This window comes from Paenibacillus contaminans, from assembly GCF_003285015.1.
Classification (GTDB): domain Bacteria; phylum Bacillota; class Bacilli; order Paenibacillales; family NBRC-103111; genus Paenibacillus_V; species Paenibacillus_V contaminans.
Window position 1 is genome coordinate 58,667 of the sequence record NZ_QMFB01000024.1, and the last position, 18,922, is coordinate 77,588.

Genomic DNA, 18,922 nt, shown 5'->3' on the forward strand with positions numbered 1-18,922 from the left:
TGCCTGACGCGGGTTACTTCACCGAATTCTTTGTGTCAAAATAAAATAAAAGCACACGAATCAACTTGAGGATTCGTGTGCTTTATTGTCAGCCTTCAAGCTTTTGTTGATATCGTACTGCACGAGGCTTCAAAACAGAACCGAGGATAACGATGCTGCTGGCTAAGCCAATCCAAGTAAGCGACGATACAAGATTCCAACTTAACCCCTTACCGAAGAAGAACAGTTCTCGTAGGCCTTCCACCATAAAACGCATTGGTAACCAAGAATACACCCAGTCCCGATAAAACGAGGACATCATTTCAGGAGCTAAGGCGAGTAACGGCGCACCAAAGAAAAGCATTAAGGCAAAAACGGCGATTCCTTTCATGCCAAACAACGACAATACGGCGGAAATCATTAGGAAAAAACTAAAAGAGGTAATCGTTAAGAAAAGTGCCGTATCCGTAAACTGCGGAATATGAAATCCCACCATATTTTTTGCTAGCCAAGTTGAACCGAATCCAACGACTACTGCAACAATCCCACCTATTGCAATCTGCATTAACTTCGCAGCGACATTCTCTTTTCGAGTTTTAGCCGTCGTTTTGCTGATGGCAATAAAGAGGATCGCCGCGCTCGCAATACATGCCATCCAAAGCGGTTGGAATAAGGAAATCGGGGCGTTGCCATTTGCGCTTTTCGTTCCGGTTTCATTGACATTGGTAACCTTCTTGGCTATAGGTGTTACCAAGCTGGATGCCTGCTCCGTCGTCAGTGTTGCTCCTTGTTTATTAAAACCGTCAAGGATCTGGGCACGAACATTGTTGTTTATGTTATCCACGACTCCGTTTAGGACTTGCCCTCCCATTGCGGAAGCCGCACTATTCATACCTTGATTAATATAGATTTGAACTTCAGGCGAAGCAGGGGTTTGAGTGCGCAAGGAAGCTTGCTTTGCGCTAAAATCTTTTGGAATGACAAGCGCCGCGTAATACTCTCGGTTATTTAGGCCGTTTTGTACTTCTTCAACACTACCTACTTCCACCCATTTAACGGCGGGATCCTCACCAGATGTCGACGATGAGGTTTGCTGCATCGTGTCAACGATTGTTTGCCCCATATTCATCTTTGGCTGATTTGGAATTTCGACTCCTTGGTCTTCGTTGACAATGGCGATAGGTAAGTTTTTAGGCTGGACTTGAACGGATGGGAACAGTGTAAGTGAAAAAATAAATATGACCAAGAATGCAAGTATTGGCGACAACAGTGCGAGCCTGTTTTTAAAGATATTCATGAATGTTCCTCCTCTTATATAATCATTAGTTAGCGGAAGGTGATTTTCGAATGCCGTCCATTATAAAACGGATCGCATCTTCAATTTCCTCGTCGTTAATTGACTCTTTATTCAACAGCACAAAACGCGAAGCAAAGAATCCGCCAATGAACGTGAAAAGCAACTTTAGGATTCTGTCGGTTGGGATGTCATTAAGTTCGCCGCGTTCTTTAAAAAAATCGATAACTTGGGTTATGCGCGAAGTAACTACTTCGAAAATGTAAGGAATGATTTCACTTTTCAATTCCTCGTTATAAATTAATTCTTTTATGATTACTTGGAATATTTCCTTGTTTTCCAAGCCAAATTCTACACGATTTTTAAGAAACGCTGTTAAGAATCCTTCAAAAGTGGAATTAGCTTTGCTTATTTGACCGATTACCTCATCCGCAATAGAAGGGAAGAATTCCTTCAAATGCGGGACAATAAGGGATAACAGTAACTTGTCTTTCGTTCCATATTGCTTAAAGATGCTTGCCTCAGATACTTCGGCAACCTTGGCAATTTCAGCAGTTGAAGTATTTGAATAGCCCTTTTCGGCAAACAATCGAATTGCCGCTTCGACGATCCGCTCTTGCTTCACGGAGAGCTTTACTGATTGCGACGATAGGATTGCACTTAATAGGTTGTTGGTCATCAGTTTCACCTCTATTTTAAGTTAAGTCGACTCAATAGTGAGTAAGTACTTACTCAATAATATAGTAAGCAATGCTTTTTCGTCAATACAAAAGTGAGTAACCACTCACTTAAATGTTTTGCAGATCTTTATTATTCCATTCTAAGTAAGGGGAGATTTTTTAGCGGAAACGAAGGCATCATGCAAAAGGCTGCCGGTTTACCGGCAGCCTTTTATTGAAATAACTATCGTACCTCCATATCTATACCTTGTCTCATCGCCATATTTTCCCCAAACGCTTAAAGCTTTTCTACCCCGCTTTTTCTTCGCCGCCCGGGTCCACGTGATTGACCAAACGGTCCAAACGGGCAGCTTGATAACCATATTCACATATGGCCGACGCGACGATAAAGAGCCGCAGCGAGCCTTCCCGTCCTTCGCTGTAAAAGTCCGCGGCGTTTTTCATGAAAAGCTCGTTCACTTCCTCGATCGAAGCGGAATCCCAGCTGTCGGGCTTCAGCTTGTCGTCAAATTTAAGAAGCACATGCTCATGAAACTTGATCAGCTTCTCCAAGTGCCGGTCGAAGCTTTTGTTCAAGTCGGCCGTCCGGTCCGCTTGGAAGTAGTGCTCATGCACGGCTTCCAGCACCTCGTAGCCTTTCTGCAAGGTATACAGCATCTGCTTATAAACGACAAGCTGGCGCGTTTCGCGGTATTTGGCCCGTTTCAGCTTTTTCAATTCCTCTTCCAGCAGCTTATATTTCTCCCGGAGCGAATTTAAGCTGTCCTGCAGTCCTTGCTTTTCTTCCCGGAACACCTTTTCTTTGATCTCGTCGGATATCGCCGTCCGAAGCAGCAAAGAGAGCCGGGTAAAGGCGGTATGGATCTGGTCGTTAAACTGCTCCTTAGGTTTAGGCGGAAGGAACAAGATATTGATCAGGAAGGCCGAAACGATGCCGATCATGCTAAGCAGAAAACGATTCAGCGCAAAATCCCATTGACCGCTGGCTTCCATCACCGCGACGACTGTAACCAAGGTCAGGCCGATCGTCTCGACCATTTTGAGCTTGATACACAGCATGATGACCAGGATGCAGACGACTCCGACAGCGATCGGGTCGTTAGAGAGAAGCATACCGGCCAGCATGGCAATCGCGGCGCCCAGCGTAATGGTCTGGAGCTGTTCGAGGAAATAGCGCCATGACCGGTATATCGAGGGCTGCATGGCGAATATCGCGGCAACGGCAGCAATCACGGGGGGAGTGAAATTCAGCCATACGCTCACGTACAATGACAGAGTAACGGCGATTCCCGTCTTGATCATGCGGGCACCGAAGGTCATGGCATCTCCCTCCTTTGGTTTGAATGATGAGTAACGGCGAAAAATAAGGCCGATAATAAAGAAAATTATACCGTTCGGCAAACGTTTCAACAAGCGGAGGGAGGGGTTGACAACGGTCTCGAAATGGTTTATCTTTAATTTAAGATATTCAAATTCAAAATAAATATTGCTCAGCAAGGAGGTGAAAGCCATGCAAGTGAAATTGGACGATGCCCAAGCGGATTCTCTCAAGCTTTTCGTCGTTTTGTCCAAAGCATACAAGACCGTGATGGACCGGGCGGTGAAAGATATGAAGCAATACGATTTATCGCCTTCGGAATTTACGATTCTCGAGGTGCTGTATACGAAGGGGAAAATCCCGCTGCAGCAAATCGGGGAGAAAATACTCATTACGAGCGGCAGCATCACGTATAATGTCGATAAGCTGGAGAGCAAAGGCTTGTTGAAGCGGGTACCTTGCGCAGATGACCGAAGGGTCATTTATGCGGAAATTACAGCGGCGGGAACCGGGCTCTTTGACCGTATTTTTCCCGAGCATGCGGCCACTATTCATTCCTTGATGAAGGCACTTTCACCGGATGAAAAGCATAACGCGACCGAGCTGCTGAAGAAGTTGGGCAAGGGAGCGGAAGAGCAATAAGCCGTTCGGTGGCGCTCTTTTCGCCAAATATCTTAAATAAAAGATATTCATATTTAAGATAATTTGCGATCAGGATGTGCCGCTGCAGGTAAGGGAACACTCATTTTAATCATAAATACGACTAATTAGGAGGCATTCATATGACTATGCAAACGGCAGGTATTCATCATATTACGGCTTTTGCGAGCGATCCGCAGGCGAACGTCGATTTCTACGCAGGGGTGCTCGGCCTTCGGCTCGTTAAAAAAACGATCAACTTCGACGCTCCGGAGGTTTATCATTTGTACTTTGGCGACGAAGCGGGAAGCCCCGGAACGATCATTACCTTCTTCCCGTGGCCGGAATCGCGCAGAGGGCGCATAGGGGGAGGGCAGGTCGGCATCACGACTTATGTGATTCCGCCGGGCTCGATGGCATTCTGGGAACAACGTCTGGAAGGCTTCGGCATTGCGGCGGCGAAAGTAAGCCGGTTTAACGAGCAATACCTGCAATTTTCGGATAATGAAGGGCTGCGTCTCGAGCTCGTCGAACGCGAGGAAGGACCGCGCAGCAGCTGGTCGTTCGGGGGCATAACGGCCGACCATGCGATCAAGGGCTTCGGCGGCGCCGTTCTCTTCAGCGTAAACTCGCAGAAAACGATCGAAGTGCTGGAGAACGTGCTCGGCTTGCAAAAAGTCGGGGAAGACGCCGAGTACGCACGGCTCAAAGCCGCAGGCGACATCGGCAACGTCATCGACGTGCCGCTCGCTAATATGGGCTGGGGCGGCGGCGGAGCGGGCACCGTTCACCATATCGCTTGGCGCGCGAAGGATTTCGCCGAGCATGCGGACTGGCAAAGCGCCGTATCGCAATACGGCTATCAGCCGACGCAAATCATCGACCGCCAATATTTCAATGCGATTTATTTCCGCGAAAGCGGCGGCATTTTATTCGAGATCGCTACGGATCCTCCGGGCTTCGCGAAAGATGAGCCGGCCGAATCGCTGGGCGAGAAATTGATGCTGCCCGAATGGTTCGAGCCGCACCGCGCAGAGATCGAAGCGAATTTGCTGCCGATTGAAGTGAGAGTATTGGAGGGGAACAAACAATGAAGCATATTTTCAAAGAGGGCGGCCGTCCGGATGCGCCGACACTGGTATTGTTCCATGGAACCGGGGGAACGGAGCATGATCTGCTGCCGCTTGCCGAGATGATTTCGCCGGATTCCGCCGTGCTCAGCGTCCGGGGCAATGTGCTAGAGAACGGGATGCCGCGGTTCTTCAGACGTCTGGCCGAAGGCGTGTTCGACGAAGAGGATTTGATCTTCCGTACGAAGGAAATGTTCGAGTTTCTCGATCAAGCGGCCGGCGAGTACGGCTTCGACAGAAGCAACGTCGTGGCGATCGGGTATTCCAACGGGGCCAATATTGCAGGCAGCCTGCTGTTCCATTACAAGAACGCCTTGAAGGGCGCGATTCTTCACCATCCGATGGTGCCGAGGCGGGGAATCGTGATCCCGGATTTGTCCGGGACCCCGATTTTCATCGGCGCCGGGGAGAACGATCCGATCTGTTCCGCCCGGGAGACCGAGGAGCTTCAAGAGCTTTTGAGCGGTGCCGGCGCATCGGTCAAGGTGCATTGGGAGCGGTACGGCCATCAGCTTACTTCCACGGAAGTACAAGCGGCGGCGGCTTGGTTTCGGGAGCATTTGGCGTAAATACGGCATGCGGCGGACGCCGTCATGAAAACTTTTACCGCGAACGGCTCAGAATGCCGCATTATGCCCTTCGATTCTATAATGATCGCATAGGAGAATGCAGATGATATCCATCGATCCGGCTGCTCTAAGCGAGCGGGACAGCTACAAGCTTCTGATCGGCAGCGTCGTGCCGAGACCGATTGCGCTCGTCACGACGCTATCCAAGGACGGCGTTCTCAACGCCGCTCCTTTCAGCTACTTTTCGATTGTGACGGCTTCGCCCCCCATGCTCTCCGTATCCGTTCAGCGCAAGCAAGGCGCGATGAAGGACACGGCAAGGAATGCGATCGACGCAGGTGCGTTCGTCGTTCATATTACCGACGAATCGATCGTCGGGAAGGTAAACGAAACGGCGGCAGGATTGCCTCCCGACGAAAGCGAGGCTGCAAAGGCGGGTTTTACGCCGGTCGCCGGAGAGGCGATTGCCGTACCCGGTCTGCAGGAGGCGAAAATCCGCATGGAATGCGTGCTGGAGCAAGCGATCCCGCTTGGCCGCGCCAGGGATGGGGATGAACCTGCCTGCGATCTGCTGATCGGCCGCGTCGTTCGCTTCCATTTGGCCGAGGACGTTTATGATAACGGCGGCCATATTGATCCGCTCCGCCTGAACCCGGTAAGCCGAATGGCCGGCAGCACGTACGCCAAGCTGGGCGAACTGTTCGCGATCGAGCGTCCGCAGTAATCGGATTTTCAGCGGTCCGGTAACGATACAAAAAGGAGAAACCTTGAGCCGGCTTCGCTCAAGCGTTTCTCCTTTTGCATAGTATTCGGCGCAGTGCCGGCCGTATGGCGAATAATGAACCGCCAGCGGTTATTTTTGCGTCAGCTTTTCGACGATGAAGTCGAGCTCCGCTTCCAGCGATATGGGGTCGTTAAACGTAAAGGCTTTAGGATCGACTTGGAAAACGCGGTTTTCCTTAACCGCAGGGAGCGATTTCCAAATCGTGCTTCCGTAAACCGTATCAGGATCCGCCGTGTCTCCCGACCAAGGACTTGTGAAAATGAAATCGCCGGCATACTCGGGCAGCTTCTCCAGAGAGATCGACGCCCAGCCCGTTTTGCTGTCGATGGCCGCTTTCTGCGCTCCCGGCGGCGCTTTAAGCTTGAACTCGTCATAAATAATTTCTCCGCCGCGGCCGTAGTTATGTCCGAATACATACAGTCCCTTCGCATAAGGGTTCAAAATCGAAACCGTTTTGCTGCCTACAGCGGCTTCAACCTTCGGCTTGTAGTCGGCGATCTTCTTATTCCAATTCGCCACCCATTCCTTGGCCTTATCTTCCTTGCCCGTCATTTTGCCGAATTCGACAATCTGGTCCTTGTAGTTCAGCTTCCCGTACTTGACGGCAACCGTAGGCGCGATGCTTTGTATTTTCTCAAGATTCTCGTTCCCGTCAAACGCGATGATCAGGTCGGGATTCAATTCTAAAATTTTCTCAACCGATTTCCCGTCCCCGAGATTTTCGACGCCATCCAGCTTCCCTTTGAAAAAAGGATTATCGAAAGCGCCTTGGGTTACCGCGAGGGGCTTAATGCCGATCGCCAGGAAAAAGCCGACATACCAGCTTTCCAAAACGACGACGCGCTGCGGATTTTTCTTTAGCTTCACTACACCGTTCTCCGCCGTATACGAAATGGTTTCGTTCGCATTATCGGCAGGCTTTGCGGAAGCTTGCGCGGATGAAGAAGGCTGAACGGAAGCCGACGGCTTCGTTTCCGGAGCGGGAGCTTTGCCGCAGGCCGCTGCGACGACGACAATCATCATGATCATCATCATGTGCGCGTATGTACTGATTTTTTTGAAACGTCGAGACATAGAAATATCCTCCCTTTGATTGTTTGATTCCTTGGACCGCTTAACAGTTAATGTCACTTACTACTCGCCATGTGAACGATTTGCATAGGTAGTCGTCGTATAGATTGCGATTCGGACCAGAGTAATAACCTTCTTGTCATATGTGTTTACAATGAATTCCCCCTTGGAGTGGCCCTATGCTGGAGATTTTTTCGGAATCGGCGCAAATCTGGGGAGTTTCTCCGGCTGCGATAAACGCCAGCGAATATATATACCGGCAAGCGATTATCATCGGCACAGCATTAATGATAACGATTATCATTATCAAGTGAAGTATAGCACTATACGTGTCCGCGGTGCAACCTTATTTTCATTTTCCGTGAAGGGGAAAATCGTTCCAACCAAGCGTTCCCTTGCGGCGGCGCCGGATACGGCCTATACTGAACGCAGCTTGAAGAGCGGGGTGAAGGGGATGCTGCTCCATATCGTTCGAAGTAGCCGGTTGAGGGTCTAATTACCTCATGATGAAAGGCGGATTCATATGGACAATGGCTTATATAAACGGTTTTACGATAAAATCGGGCGACTGAACGGTTGGGATTTCAGCAAGCTGAAGGTGATAACCGAGGGTGCCGCTTGGGATTTTTACGCAGAGGTCGTAAGCAGGTGCAAACCGTCGGATTTGCTGCTTGATATCGGCACGGGCGGAGGCGAAAAGCTGCTGCAGATCGCCGATGCGGCGCTGCTTGCGGTAGGCATAGACCATTCGGAGCCGATGGTGGAAACGGCAAAAACGAATCGCGAGCGGCTTGGGAAACGTCATGTGCGGTTTATGCGGATGGATGCCGGACGGCTTGAGTTCCCTGCGTTTTTTTTCGATGTGGTGTGCGCGCGGCATTGCGGTTTTCATGCGGGAGAAGCCGCCAGGGTGCTTACACGGGACGGCGTATTTTTGACGCAGCAGGTGAGTGAAGGAGATAAGAGGAATATCAAGCAAGCGTTCGGGAGAGGGCAGTATGACGCGGCCGAGCCGGGAACGCTGCTGAAGCAAAACGAAGCGGCGCTTCGGGAGGCGGGCTTTGCGGATATTCAGTCCTTCGTCTACGATGCGGCCGTTTATTATGAAAGCGTCGAGGATCTGATGTTCCTTCTGACGCACACGCCGATCGTTCCCGGCTTCGGGGATAATCCGAACGATTTGGACATACTCCGGGCTTTCGTCGAGCAAAATCAAACGGAACGCGGAATCCGAACGAACGAAGAACGGTTTATGATTATCGCGCGAAAGTAAACGCCATTAAGCTCCGGCAGCAGCTGCCGGGGCTTTTCTTCGCTTCGTTCGTGCCGGCTGAAGCATGCCGCAGCTTTATTTTTTTGGTATAATGGAATAAGAATGTATGTTCGGAAGGTTGGCGGAGGAGGAGTTATGTCCCATACGGTGCAGATTTCGGTGAGAGCTCTTGTTGAATATGCGTTTCGCAGCGGCAGCATCGAGTCCGGATTCCGGACTTCCCAGGCGTTGACCGACGGCACGAAGGCCCATTTAAAGATACAGAAGCAATACGGCGAAAAGGACCAGAAGGAAGTGTTCCTGCGGACGGAGATCGCCGGCAGCGGCATGCTGTTCGCGATCGAGGGCAGGTGCGACGGCTTGCTGGTCTCCGAGGAAGACGTCACCGTGGACGAAATCAAATCGACTTCGGGCGATTTGCACGTCATTGCGGACGATACGTACCCCGTACATTGGGCGCAAGCCAAATGTTACGCCTACATGTACGCCAAGGCACATGGACTGAGCCGGATGCGCGTCCAGCTCACGTACGTGCAGGTGAATACGGACGAGCAGAAGCGGTTTGCGCAGGATGCCTCGTTCGAGGAGCTTGAGGGATTCGTGCTCCGGCTCGTGGAAGCCTACGCCCCTTACGCCGCGCTGATGCATAAGCATGAGAGCGAGAGGACGGAGAGCATCAAGGCGCTGCCGTTTCCGTTCGAGTCGTACCGCGAAGGGCAAAGGAAATTCGCCGGCACCGTATACAAAACAATAGCGGACGGACGCAAGCTGTTTGCAAAAGCGCCGACCGGAATGGGCAAAACGATTTCCACCTTGTTCCCGGCCGTTAAGGCGATGGGGGAAGGGCTGCTGCAGCAATTTTTCTATTTGACGGCCAAAACGATCGTTCGAACGGCGGCGGAGGAAGCGCTCGGGCTGCTTTGCGCCAAAGGTCTGCACGTGCATGCCGTTACGCTGACGGCCAAAGAAAAGGTTTGCTTTCAGACGGAAATGCGCTGCACGAAGGAGCATTGTCCGTATGCGGACGGCTATTATGACCGGATCAACGGGGCTTTGCTCGATATGCTGGCGAACGAGACGCTTATGACGAGGCCCGTTATCGAAAGCTATGCACGCAAGCACAGCGTTTGCCCGTTCGAATTCGCCCTCGATGCGGCCTACGCGGCAGATGCGGTCATTTGCGACTACAACTATGCGTTCGATCCGCGGGTGAGCTTGAAGCGTCTGTTCGAGGAGCAGAAGCGCCGGACCGCCCTATTGATCGACGAAGCTCATAACCTGGTCGACCGGGCGCGGGAGATGTACTCGAGCGAGCTGAACAAGGCCGACTTTCTGGCGATTCAGCGCGAGTATAAGACCGTTCAACCGGAGCTTCACGCAGCGGCCAAAAGGATCAATTCGTATTTCATCGAAGCGCGCAAGCAAGCGGGTGTCGGCAAAATGACCGTAACGACGGAACGGCCGGACGAGCTTAACGCGATGCTTGAGACGTTCGCCGCTCAGGCGGAGCGCCATCTGATCGCTGTCCCGGCGAACGCGGATAGCGGGCAACTGCTGGACACGTATTTTGCCGTCCAAAGCTTTCTCCGCATTGCCAAGCTTTACGACGAGCGTTATGTGACGTATTCGGAGGACGCGAGAGACGGCTTCCGGATCAAGCTGATGTGCCTGGATCCCTCTTACCTGCTCAAACAAATGGGCAAGGGCTACCGGTCGCAGGTGTTTTTCTCCGCAACCTTGTCGCCGCTCGGCTATTTTATGGACATGCTGGGGGGAGACAAGGAAGACGACTATTCGGTGTCGATTCCTTCGCCGTTCTCAAGCGATCAGCTGACCGTGGAGCTTGCTCCGCTATCCACCCGCTATCAGGACCGGGACCGGACGAAGGACGCGATCGCCAGGCATATTCGGCGGGTCGTCGCCGAGAAGCCGGGCAATTACTTCGCGTTTTTCCCTTCTTATGCGTACATGAACAGCGTTTACGAATGCTTTATGGAGCTGGAGATAACGGATGCGGTCGACACGATCGTGCAGCAAACGGCGATGACGGAGGAGGAGCGGGAGAGTTATCTGCGGCGGTTTCAGGCGGAGAACGAGAGACCGCTGATCGGCTTCGCCGTTATGGGCGGTATTTTTTCGGAGGGAATCGATCTGGTCGGGGACAGGCTGAAAGGGGTCGTCGTCGTGGGCGTCGGACTGCCGCAGCTTTGTGCGGAGCGCAATTTGTTGAAGGACTTTTTCGACGGCGGCGGCAAGAACGGCTACGACTACGCATACGTTTATCCCGGGATGAACAAGGTGCTGCAGGCGGGGGGCAGGCTGATCCGTTCGGCGACGGACCGGGGGACGCTTTTGCTGATCGACGACAGGTATTTGAAGCAGCCGTATAATCGGCTGCTGCCTGCCGAATGGAAACATTATGAATTGGCGGGGCTTGAGCCGGAGTCAGAGCTTAATTGAGTAAAGAAACCTCCCAAATTTTCCATTATTTCATTGGCGTGGGAAGGAAACGCGCATTAAGGCGCGTATAGTAAAGGTGTAAGGTATCCGAAAAGGAGGCGAATGGAATGAGCGCTGCGGAATGGATTCACGCCGGGACGCTGGAGACGCTGAGAAACGAACGGGCTAAGGTGATCAAGGGCGGAATTGCAGTCTTTTTTCATGAGGATCAAGTGTCGGCTGTCGATAATCGTTGTCCGCATTTGGGATTTCCGCTTCACCTTGGAAGCTTATGCGACGGTATTCTGACCTGTCATTGGCATCATGCGCGGTTCGACGTTTGCAGCGGAGGCACGCTTGACCCTTGGGCGGACGATGTGCCGTCTTACGATGTGAGAGTAGAAGGCGAAGACGTATGGGTAAACGCCAAGCCGAGACATGCCCTCAGCGCCGAAAAACAGATGCGGAGGCTGCAGGAGGGACTTGAGCAGAACATCGGTATCGTGATTGCCAAAGCGGTCGTCGGGCTTGTCGAATCGGGCGTCCCGGCAGACGAGATCGTTCGCGAGGGGATCCGGTTCGGGACGAAGCAGGGGAACGGCTGGGGATCCGGGCTGTCTATTTTGACCGCAATGCGCAATGTGCTTCCCAAGCTGGATAAAAAAGGACGGATCTTGGCCCTCTATCATGGTCTCGTGCATGTGGCGAGGTCCAGCGCAGGGCGCTCTCCCCGGCATTTGCTCGGTTCGCTTCCGGCCGCGGAGTTAAAGGAAGACAGGCTTATCCAATGGTACCGGAGCTGCGTGGAGGTACGCGATACGCAGGGAGCGGAGAAGGTTCTCCTGACGGCTATTGCGGGCGGGGCTTCGTCCGAAATGCTGGCCGACATGATGCTGATTGCCGCTACGGACCATTTTTATTTGGATGGCGGACATACATTCGATTTTCATAATAAGGCTTTCGAGATTTTGGAGCATATGGAGCCGGGCTCCGAGGATCAGGTGCTCGCTTCTCTCGTTCCGCTCCTTCGTTCCCCTGCCCGCAGCGAGGAGCTTCATCACTGGCAGGCGCCGCTCGACTTGGTAACCCCTATCCGGCAAGCGGTTGAACGGCTTGAAGCGGCCGAGCCTGCCGAGTCCCGCGAAGAAGCGCTGGACGAGCAAGCTCTGTTAAAGCAGTTCTTAAGCGACCGGCCGCTTGAAACGATCGAGAGGCTGACGGAGCTTCTTCTCGCAGGCGTGCAGCCGTCCCGGCTCGCGCAGCTTGTAGCGGCGGCCGCAGCGGAACGTATTGTTCATTTCCATACGCAGAACGATTTCGGCGACTGGATAGCGGTGCTGCATACGTTTACCTATGCGCATGCGGTGCACGAACGGCTGCTTCGTTCGAAGGAGCCGCTGCTCAACCGTGCGCTGTTCCATGGCGCGATCGCGGTGTATCATGACCGTTTCTTGAACGTCCCGCGGGCGCAGCGGCCCAAAACGGCGGCCGACGGCTCGGCTTCGGGCGGCGAATATGCCCTCGAGCAGCTGCTCGAGCTTATGGACAAGAGACAGCAGGTCGATGAAGCCGCGCGCTGGGTTGCCGGCTACCTGGGGGCGAAGCGGGATCCGGAAGCGCTGCTGAATACGCTCGGCCATGCCTTGTTGAGAGAAGATGCGGAGTTTCACTCTTTTCAGCTGTATGAAGCCTCCGTCGCGGAATATGAGCGTTGGCGGGATAGAACGGATGCTTTCGCCGAACGGGCGAAGGAGACGATGCTGTTTGCCTGCACGCGTTATTTGGCCGCCCATGCGCCGACCGCCAGAGAGCTGCCGCACACGGCAACGATCGCGTGGCGGCTGCATCGCGGAGAGCGGTTGTTCGAAGACGAGTAAGCCGATTGCATTGGATAAAAATACTTTTGGCCGGCTGTTGACGGAAGCCGGCTTTTTTTATATATTGTTGTTATACCTATACGGGTATATGTATTTAACAAGATCGAAATGAGGGATTGTCCATGTCACTGATCCAAACTTCCGATCGGGCAGTTCGTAAAGATGTTTTGGAGTCTCCGGTTCCTGTGCTTGTAGACCATAATCCGGCGATATTTTCCGAGTACGGCATTATGAGTATTCCCACCTTGGCGTTATTTAAAAATGGTCGAATCGTACGGAAAACGGTCGGGGTTCAAAGTAAAGCGCACTTGATGGGCATGCTTCGCGAGTTTATGTAATTTTTTTTGCTATTTTATATACCTATAGGGGTATGTGTTTTGCAGCGATCCTCGAAGATCGATTGAAACCGGAGCCGACTGGATTGCCGGACTCTTTTAACGAGAAGGAGCGACATTTTCATGACTAACACATTTCAGGTAAACCGCAAGCTCGTTTGCGAAGGGCTCGCCTGCCCGCTGCCCGTAGTTCGCACCAAGAAGACGATCGACGAGATGAACGCCGGCGAAGTACTGGAAGTTAGCGCGACGGACAAGGGCTCCATAGCGGATTTGAAGAGCTGGGCAAATCGTACCGGTCATCAATATGTAGGCTTACAAGAAGAAAACGGCATATACCGTCACTACATCCGCAAAGCGGAGGCATCCGAAACGAAGGCCGAAATGAACTTTCCGCACACCGTGAGCAACGAAGAACTAAACGACAACCTGGCCTCGGGATCCAGTATGATTATCATCGATGTACGGGAGCCGGCCGAATACGCATTCGGACGAATTCCCGGCGCCGTTTCGATTCCTGCCGGAGAGCTTGAAGGGAAGCTCACTTCGCTGGATCCGAGCGTTAATTATTATGTTGTTTGCCGCACCGGCAACAGGAGCGATATGGCTTGTCAACTGCTTGCGGGGAAAGGCTTCGCCAACGTGGCCAATGTCATCCCCGGCATGTCGCAGTGGAGCTACAAGCTAGAGACGGACTAGGCTTCAGCTGAATAAGGTCCTATATGAATGAGGAGGGAAGTTATGTCTCACATACCGTTACTCTCAGCCGAACAACTGCATGAGAGAATGAATGCCGGTCAAGACGTATGGATTTTGGACGTGCGCAATACGGAGGAACATGCGGACTGGAAAATCGAAGGGCAAACGGTCCGGTCGATCAATATCCCGTATTTTGACTTTCTCGAAGACGATGACGCGAATTTCAAGGACTTGCCGACGGATGAAGAGATGGTCGTCGTTTGCGCCAAAGGCGGATCCGCTATGTTCGTGGCTGAAACGCTGGAGGAGAAGGGCTTCAAATCTTCCGTATTAGACGGCGGTATGCTGGCGTGGAGCCAATTTTACCATGCTGCGACCGTATTCGCGGACGATAAAGTGGAGCTGCTGCAAATCAACCGTTTTTCGAAGGGTTGTTTGTCTTATGCGGCCATTTCGGAAGGAAAAGCGATGATCGTCGATGCAAGCCGGAAGGTCGACTATTATTTGGAGCTGGCCGAGCGGCACGGCTTTACGATCGAGCATGTCGTCGATTCCCATCTTCATGCGGATCATATTTCGGGCGGACCCGCACTTGCCGCTCTGACAGGCGCAGCCTATTATATTTCCTCCGGGGAAGTGCAGGGCACGGATTTGAAGTTCGAGCCGCTGGAGCATCATGAGCGGATCCGTTTCGGCCGGGCGGAGGTGGAGGTGCTTGCCGTTCCGACGCCGGGGCATACGCCGGGTTCGACATCGTTTCTGATAAACGATAAGCTGCTGATGTCCGGCGATACGATTTTCGTGGGCGGCTTGGGGCGTCCGGATCTCGGCGGAAAAGCGGAAGAGTGGGCGCAGGATTTGTACGATACCGTCTTTCATAAAGTGAGCAAGTTATCCGACGACGTGCTGGTGCTGCCGGCGCATTATGCGGATATAACGGAAATCGGCGATAACGGTATCGTCGGGGCAAGTCTCGGCGATATTCGCCAAAGCAACGATATGATGCGCAATGCTGACAAGGACGATTTTGTAGAGCATGTAGCCGGGGCCGCCTCTTCGGAAAAACCGCCGAATTTCGAGGAGATTGTGGCGATCAACCGGGGCGAGCTTCAGGTTGAGCCGGAGCGCGCCGTGGAGCTGGAAATCGGTCCAAACCGCTGTGCGGTGCATCATCATTAAGAGGAGGAAAACAGGATGGCAAACTTAATTGTAGACGCGAAAGGGCTCGCTTGTCCGATGCCGATCGTCAAAGCGAAGAAAGGGATCGACTCTTTGCAGCCCGGACAAATCATGGAGCTTCAAACGACGGATAAGGGATCGATGAACGATTTTCAGGCTTGGGTGAAGCAGACGAAGCATGAGCTTGTCGAAGCGAAGGAAGCGAACGGCGTGTTTACTTTTCTCGTCAGAAAAGGGTCGTAGTATATTTTTTTCATAAGTTTAGTACCTATGCGGGTATATGTATAAACCATAACGGAAAGGTGGCACCCATGGAAAACAAAGAAAAAACGACGATCGTACTGTTTAGCGGGGAGCTGGACAAAGCGATCGCCGCATTCATTATTGCGAACGGAGCGGCGGCATACGACCATGAAGTGACGATCTTTTTTACCTTCTGGGGGCTGAATACCCTTCGTAAGGACGAACCGGTGCAGGTCAAGAAGGGCTGGCTGGAAAACATGTTCGCCAAAATGATGCCGCGCGGCGCGAATAAGCTCGGACTATCCAAAATGCATTTCGCCGGCATGGGTCCGAAGATGATCAAGCATGTCATGAAGAAACACAACGCGCTGACGCTGCCGCAGCTTATCGAGCTGGCGCAGGAGCAAGGCGTGAAATTGGTCGCGTGCACGATGACGATGGATTTGCTCGGCTTGCAGAAGGAAGAGCTGCTGGACGGTATCGAGTATGCGGGTGTTGCCGCTTATTTGGGCGATGCCGCCGATGCGAAGGTCAACTTGTTTATATAAAAATATAAGACTTCGAAAGGGTATAGGACGGCGAAGCCGTTTATCCTTGAGCATGAACGTGGCCTTCCTCCAGTTGTCTCCGCACTTGTTATCGGCAATAATATACCTATACCGGTATCGATGAGAGGAAGGCTTATATGAATTACGATGATGATGTGAAAAAAAGATTAAGACGGATGGAAGGGCAAATCCGCGGGATTTTGAAGATGATGGAGGAAGGCCAGGACTGCAAGGATGTCGTCAGTCAAATTTCCGCCGTGCGCAGCGCGGCCGATAAAGCGATCGCGTACATCGTTGCGGTAAATTTGGAGCAATGCATTCGCGAGGAGAATGAAGCCGGCAGAGACTCGAGCAAAGTCGTCAAGCAAGCGGTGGAACTGCTGGTGAAAAGCAGATAAGGAGAGAGGCTGCAGAATGAATACGATCATATATGTGCTCATTGGGGCGCTGCTGATCTGGTTTCTGTATACCCGGCTGGCCGGGGTCAAAGGTTTGAGAAACCTGACGCCGGAGCAGTTTCAGCAGGAGCTTCAAGCGGACCGCAATCGCGTTCTGATCGATGTGCGGGAGCAGATGGAAGTGAAGCAGGGGTATATTCCGGGGGCGGTCAATATTCCCTTATCTCAACTAAAAGGCAGGTTATCGGAGATTCCGCATGACAAAAACGTTTATTTATACTGTCGCAGCGGGATGAGAAGCAAGCAGGCCGCCAAAATGGTTCTCGGCAACGGATTCCGGGAGCTGTCTCATCTGCAAGGCGGGATCATGGCATGGCCGGGGAAGCTGGCGAAGTAAAATCCGAACGATCATTGGCGAACGAGTACAGTCGCTGATGATCGTTTTTTTCATGCCAAAAAACTGAATTTTCACCGGTGTTCTCCTGCACGTTCCCGGATAGGAACGGTCAAGCCCGCTTTATATACTTATTGTATCGGAACGTTTTGGGGGGGAGAACAATAAATAGCCAAGTCAGCAAAGCCAGAGCAGCGAATACGGAGCCGATAGCGCGCAAGAAGAGCGGCTTTCGCAAGCTCATTTCCCAGTACCAGCTGGTATTGATGTCCGTCCCATTCGTGGGCGTGTTGGTTGTATTCGGTTATTTGCCCCTATGGGGGTGGATTATGGCATTCCAGAAGTACTCGATACCGAAAGGTATTTTTGGAAGCCCTTTCGTAGGGTTCGATCAATTCGCTGAGCTATTCAAGGACGATCAGTTTTACAACGCGCTCCGCAATACGCTGGCCATGAGCGTGATGGGCCTGGTGTCCGGCTTCGTCTGCGCGATCGTGCTTGCGCTTCTGCTTAACGAAGTCAGGCTCACCTTGTTTAAGCGTACCGTTCAGACGATCGTTTACATTCCGCATTTCGTGTCTTGGGTCGTCATTTCCAACATTATGATTTTCGTGCTATCGCCGGATTACGGCCCGTTCAACGAGCTGCTAAAGAACCTTGGCCTCATCGACGAGCCGATCTACTTCCTGTCCAAGGAAAAATGGTTCTGGGTTATCCATACGTTCGCCGGATTATGGAAGGAGCTCGGCTGGAGCACGATCATCTATTTGGCGGTGCTTTCCGGAGTCAACCCGGAATTGTACGAAGCGGCCGATGTCGATGGCGCGGGTCGGTTTAAGAAGATGATCTATATTTCGTTCCCTTCCTTGCTGCCCACCGCAACGATGCTGCTTATACTGGCAGTCGGGCACTTGATATCGACCGGATACGAATCCCAAATGCTTCTCGGCAACTCGCTTGTCATCGAATATTCGAAGGTTCTCGATTTGTACGCTCTCGATTACGCACTCAAGCTGGGCGACTATTCTTACGGCGTGGCGATCAGTATGTTCAAATCGATGGTCAGTATCATCTTGGTGCTCGGCGTCAATCAGCTGGCCAAAAGACTGGGACAATCCCATGTCCTCTAAGCTACGGGGGTACGCACAATGAGAGAAAAGTTAACCTTAGGCGGAGCTGCCTTTCATACGCTCAACTATTTGGCGCTGACGCTGCTGGCGGCTGCAACGTTGTATCCGTTCTTGAATTTGCTGGCCATCTCGCTCAACCAATCGATGGATACGGTAAAGGGAGGCATCTATTTGCTTCCCAGGAAGTTCACGTTCGACAATTACGTGCTTATTTTTCAAAATCAGCGGCTGTTTTCCTCGGTCAGTCTATCTGTCGCCAGAACGGTGATCGGGACTACGCTTGCGCTGATCGCCACTATCATGGTCTCTTATGCGCTAAGCCGGACAGAATACGTGCTCCGCAAGCCGCTGAACACGATCATCGTCGTCAGCATGTATGTCAACGGCGGGCTGATTCCTTATTATTTGCTTATTAAAAATTTGGGTCTGACGAACACGTTCCTTGTTTACATCATTCCCGGCTTAATCGGCGCTTTCAACGTGATGATCATGCGCAGCTTCTTCGACCAGCTGCCGAGCGGGCTGATCGAATCGGCAAGGATGGAGGGGGCGAGCGAGTTTCAAGTGCTTACCCGGGTCGTGGTGCCCATCAGCTTACCGGTTATCGCGACGATCTCGCTGTTCGTTTCCGTCGGCCACTGGAATGCCTGGATCGACAATTTCCTGTTCAACACGAGAGAGAGCTTGTCCTTGCTGCAATACGAGCTGATGAAAATATTGCTTCAGTCTACCGATCAGATCGGCGCAGGCAATATGGATTCGATCGATCCGGAAATGATGCGCATGACGACGCCGGAATCGATTCGCGCGACGATGACGATTTTTGTGACGGTGCCGATTTTGCTCGTGTATCCGTTCCTGCAGAAATACTTTATTAAGGGCATGACGCTCGGCGCCGTCAAGGAATAATTTCGATATCTGCCGGTTTAACCGGATGATATAA

Annotated in this window: 21 protein-coding genes; 17 read left to right on the forward strand and 4 right to left on the reverse strand. The window is 52.1% G+C overall.

What is annotated here, in order from left to right:
• Window positions 1-88 precede the first annotated feature (88 nt).
• The 3 genes from DQG23_RS30345 to DQG23_RS30355 form a co-directional block, all read right to left on the reverse strand.
• A complete protein-coding gene (locus DQG23_RS30345) occupies window positions 89-1,270 on the reverse strand; it encodes a YhgE/Pip domain-containing protein (RefSeq protein ID WP_113034852.1) in 1,182 nt (393 codons plus the stop codon).
• A gap of 31 nt (window positions 1,271-1,301) precedes the next feature.
• Window positions 1,302-1,952, reverse strand: coding sequence for a TetR/AcrR family transcriptional regulator (locus DQG23_RS30350; RefSeq protein WP_113034794.1), 651 nt, complete (start codon window positions 1,950-1,952; stop codon window positions 1,302-1,304).
• A gap of 289 nt (window positions 1,953-2,241) precedes the next feature.
• Complete coding sequence (locus DQG23_RS30355; protein ID WP_113034853.1) at window positions 2,242-3,273, reverse strand: FUSC family protein; 1,032 nt, start codon at window positions 3,271-3,273, stop codon at window positions 2,242-2,244.
• A gap of 190 nt (window positions 3,274-3,463) precedes the next feature.
• On the opposite strand from DQG23_RS30355, the gene DQG23_RS30360 reads away from it, so the two are divergent.
• The 4 genes from DQG23_RS30360 (at window position 3,464) to DQG23_RS30375 (ending at window position 6,333) form a co-directional block, all read left to right on the forward strand.
• Complete coding sequence (locus DQG23_RS30360) at window positions 3,464-3,913, forward strand: MarR family winged helix-turn-helix transcriptional regulator (protein ID WP_113034795.1); 450 nt, start codon at window positions 3,464-3,466, stop codon at window positions 3,911-3,913.
• A gap of 140 nt (window positions 3,914-4,053) precedes the next feature.
• Window positions 4,054-5,004, forward strand: coding sequence for a ring-cleaving dioxygenase (locus DQG23_RS30365; protein ID WP_113034796.1), 951 nt, complete (start codon window positions 4,054-4,056; stop codon window positions 5,002-5,004).
• The gene (locus DQG23_RS30370; protein ID WP_113034797.1) at window positions 5,001-5,609 is read left to right on the forward strand and encodes an alpha/beta hydrolase; all 609 of its coding nucleotides are present in this window, start codon (window positions 5,001-5,003) and stop codon (window positions 5,607-5,609) included. The genes DQG23_RS30365 and DQG23_RS30370 overlap by 4 nt, the downstream gene beginning before the upstream one ends.
• Before the next feature lie 103 nt (window positions 5,610-5,712).
• The gene (locus DQG23_RS30375) at window positions 5,713-6,333 is read left to right on the forward strand and encodes a flavin reductase family protein (RefSeq protein ID WP_113034798.1); all 621 of its coding nucleotides are present in this window, start codon (window positions 5,713-5,715) and stop codon (window positions 6,331-6,333) included.
• 129 nt (window positions 6,334-6,462) lie between these two features.
• On the opposite strand, the gene DQG23_RS30380 is transcribed toward DQG23_RS30375, so the two are convergent.
• On the reverse strand, window positions 6,463-7,467 hold the full coding sequence (locus DQG23_RS30380; RefSeq protein ID WP_238178117.1) for an ABC transporter substrate-binding protein: 1,005 nt from the start codon (window positions 7,465-7,467) through the stop codon (window positions 6,463-6,465).
• Between the two features lie 176 nt (window positions 7,468-7,643).
• Here DQG23_RS30380 and DQG23_RS43505 point away from each other — a divergent pair, with 176 nt between their 5' ends.
• From DQG23_RS43505 to DQG23_RS30440, 13 genes are all read left to right on the forward strand, one after another.
• Window positions 7,644-7,778: a hypothetical protein gene (locus DQG23_RS43505; RefSeq protein ID WP_272949077.1), complete on the forward strand. Its 135-nt coding sequence runs from the start codon at window positions 7,644-7,646 to the stop codon at window positions 7,776-7,778.
• A 209-nt stretch (window positions 7,779-7,987) separates the two neighbouring features.
• A complete protein-coding gene (locus DQG23_RS30385; RefSeq protein WP_113034799.1) occupies window positions 7,988-8,737 on the forward strand; it encodes a class I SAM-dependent methyltransferase in 750 nt (249 codons plus the stop codon).
• A 135-nt stretch (window positions 8,738-8,872) separates the two neighbouring features.
• A complete protein-coding gene (locus DQG23_RS30390; RefSeq protein WP_113034800.1) occupies window positions 8,873-11,197 on the forward strand; it encodes an ATP-dependent DNA helicase in 2,325 nt (774 codons plus the stop codon).
• A 107-nt stretch (window positions 11,198-11,304) separates the two neighbouring features.
• Entirely contained in the window at window positions 11,305-13,053 is a 1,749-nt protein-coding gene (locus tag DQG23_RS30395) for a Rieske (2Fe-2S) protein (protein ID WP_113034801.1), read from the forward strand.
• Window positions 13,054-13,175: 122 nt separating this feature from the next.
• Window positions 13,176-13,391, forward strand: a complete 216-nt coding sequence (locus tag DQG23_RS30400; RefSeq protein WP_113034802.1) for a thioredoxin family protein — start codon at window positions 13,176-13,178, stop codon at window positions 13,389-13,391.
• 120 nt (window positions 13,392-13,511) lie between these two features.
• Entirely contained in the window at window positions 13,512-14,087 is a 576-nt protein-coding gene (locus tag DQG23_RS30405) for a sulfurtransferase TusA family protein (RefSeq protein ID WP_113034803.1), read from the forward strand.
• A gap of 42 nt (window positions 14,088-14,129) precedes the next feature.
• The gene (locus tag DQG23_RS30410) at window positions 14,130-15,266 is read left to right on the forward strand and encodes an MBL fold metallo-hydrolase (protein WP_113034804.1); all 1,137 of its coding nucleotides are present in this window, start codon (window positions 14,130-14,132) and stop codon (window positions 15,264-15,266) included.
• Window positions 15,267-15,281: 15 nt separating this feature from the next.
• Window positions 15,282-15,509, forward strand: a complete 228-nt coding sequence (locus DQG23_RS30415) for a sulfurtransferase TusA family protein (protein ID WP_113034805.1) — start codon at window positions 15,282-15,284, stop codon at window positions 15,507-15,509.
• Between the two features lie 68 nt (window positions 15,510-15,577).
• Window positions 15,578-16,057: a DsrE/DsrF/DrsH-like family protein gene (locus DQG23_RS30420; protein ID WP_113034806.1), complete on the forward strand. Its 480-nt coding sequence runs from the start codon at window positions 15,578-15,580 to the stop codon at window positions 16,055-16,057.
• Window positions 16,058-16,194: 137 nt separating this feature from the next.
• Window positions 16,195-16,455 carry a metal-sensitive transcriptional regulator gene (locus DQG23_RS30425; protein ID WP_113034807.1) on the forward strand — a complete coding sequence of 87 codons (261 nt, stop codon included), beginning with the start codon at window positions 16,195-16,197 and terminating at the stop codon, window positions 16,453-16,455.
• 16 nt (window positions 16,456-16,471) lie between these two features.
• Complete coding sequence (locus DQG23_RS30430) at window positions 16,472-16,852, forward strand: rhodanese-like domain-containing protein (protein ID WP_113034808.1); 381 nt, start codon at window positions 16,472-16,474, stop codon at window positions 16,850-16,852.
• A gap of 326 nt (window positions 16,853-17,178) precedes the next feature.
• The gene (locus DQG23_RS30435) at window positions 17,179-17,979 is read left to right on the forward strand and encodes an ABC transporter permease (protein WP_238178118.1); all 801 of its coding nucleotides are present in this window, start codon (window positions 17,179-17,181) and stop codon (window positions 17,977-17,979) included.
• An 18-nt stretch (window positions 17,980-17,997) separates the two neighbouring features.
• Window positions 17,998-18,888, forward strand: coding sequence for a carbohydrate ABC transporter permease (locus tag DQG23_RS30440; RefSeq protein ID WP_113034809.1), 891 nt, complete (start codon window positions 17,998-18,000; stop codon window positions 18,886-18,888).
• Window positions 18,889-18,922: the final 34 nt, after the last annotated feature.

Bases quoted from the DNA above. Each gene is read 5' to 3' on its own strand.
- DQG23_RS30370 (WP_113034797.1), top strand. From the start codon at position 5,001: ATGAAGCATATTTTCAAAGAGGGCGGCCGTCCGGATGCGCCGACACTG.
- DQG23_RS30440 (WP_113034809.1), top strand. From the start codon at position 17,998: ATGAGAGAAAAGTTAACCTTAGGCGGAGCTGCCTTTCATACGCTCAAC.
- DQG23_RS30400 (WP_113034802.1), top strand. From the start codon at position 13,176: ATGTCACTGATCCAAACTTCCGATCGGGCAGTTCGTAAAGATGTTTTG.
- DQG23_RS43505 (WP_272949077.1), top strand. From the start codon at position 7,644: ATGCTGGAGATTTTTTCGGAATCGGCGCAAATCTGGGGAGTTTCTCCG.
- DQG23_RS30405 (WP_113034803.1), top strand. From the start codon at position 13,512: ATGACTAACACATTTCAGGTAAACCGCAAGCTCGTTTGCGAAGGGCTC.
- DQG23_RS30355 (WP_113034853.1), bottom strand. From the start codon at position 3,273: ATGACCTTCGGTGCCCGCATGATCAAGACGGGAATCGCCGTTACTCTG.
- DQG23_RS30420 (WP_113034806.1), top strand. From the start codon at position 15,578: ATGGAAAACAAAGAAAAAACGACGATCGTACTGTTTAGCGGGGAGCTG.
- DQG23_RS30375 (WP_113034798.1), top strand. From the start codon at position 5,713: ATGATATCCATCGATCCGGCTGCTCTAAGCGAGCGGGACAGCTACAAG.
- DQG23_RS30395 (WP_113034801.1), top strand. From the start codon at position 11,305: ATGAGCGCTGCGGAATGGATTCACGCCGGGACGCTGGAGACGCTGAGA.
- DQG23_RS30385 (WP_113034799.1), top strand. From the start codon at position 7,988: ATGGACAATGGCTTATATAAACGGTTTTACGATAAAATCGGGCGACTG.
- DQG23_RS30390 (WP_113034800.1), top strand. From the start codon at position 8,873: ATGTCCCATACGGTGCAGATTTCGGTGAGAGCTCTTGTTGAATATGCG.
- DQG23_RS30415 (WP_113034805.1), top strand. From the start codon at position 15,282: ATGGCAAACTTAATTGTAGACGCGAAAGGGCTCGCTTGTCCGATGCCG.
- DQG23_RS30430 (WP_113034808.1), top strand. From the start codon at position 16,472: ATGAATACGATCATATATGTGCTCATTGGGGCGCTGCTGATCTGGTTT.
- DQG23_RS30435 (WP_238178118.1), top strand. From the start codon at position 17,179: ATGGCATTCCAGAAGTACTCGATACCGAAAGGTATTTTTGGAAGCCCT.
- DQG23_RS30350 (WP_113034794.1), bottom strand. From the start codon at position 1,952: ATGACCAACAACCTATTAAGTGCAATCCTATCGTCGCAATCAGTAAAG.
- DQG23_RS30425 (WP_113034807.1), top strand. From the start codon at position 16,195: ATGAATTACGATGATGATGTGAAAAAAAGATTAAGACGGATGGAAGGG.
- DQG23_RS30410 (WP_113034804.1), top strand. From the start codon at position 14,130: ATGTCTCACATACCGTTACTCTCAGCCGAACAACTGCATGAGAGAATG.
- DQG23_RS30360 (WP_113034795.1), top strand. From the start codon at position 3,464: ATGCAAGTGAAATTGGACGATGCCCAAGCGGATTCTCTCAAGCTTTTC.
- DQG23_RS30365 (WP_113034796.1), top strand. From the start codon at position 4,054: ATGACTATGCAAACGGCAGGTATTCATCATATTACGGCTTTTGCGAGC.
- DQG23_RS30380 (WP_238178117.1), bottom strand. From the start codon at position 7,467: ATGTCTCGACGTTTCAAAAAAATCAGTACATACGCGCACATGATGATG.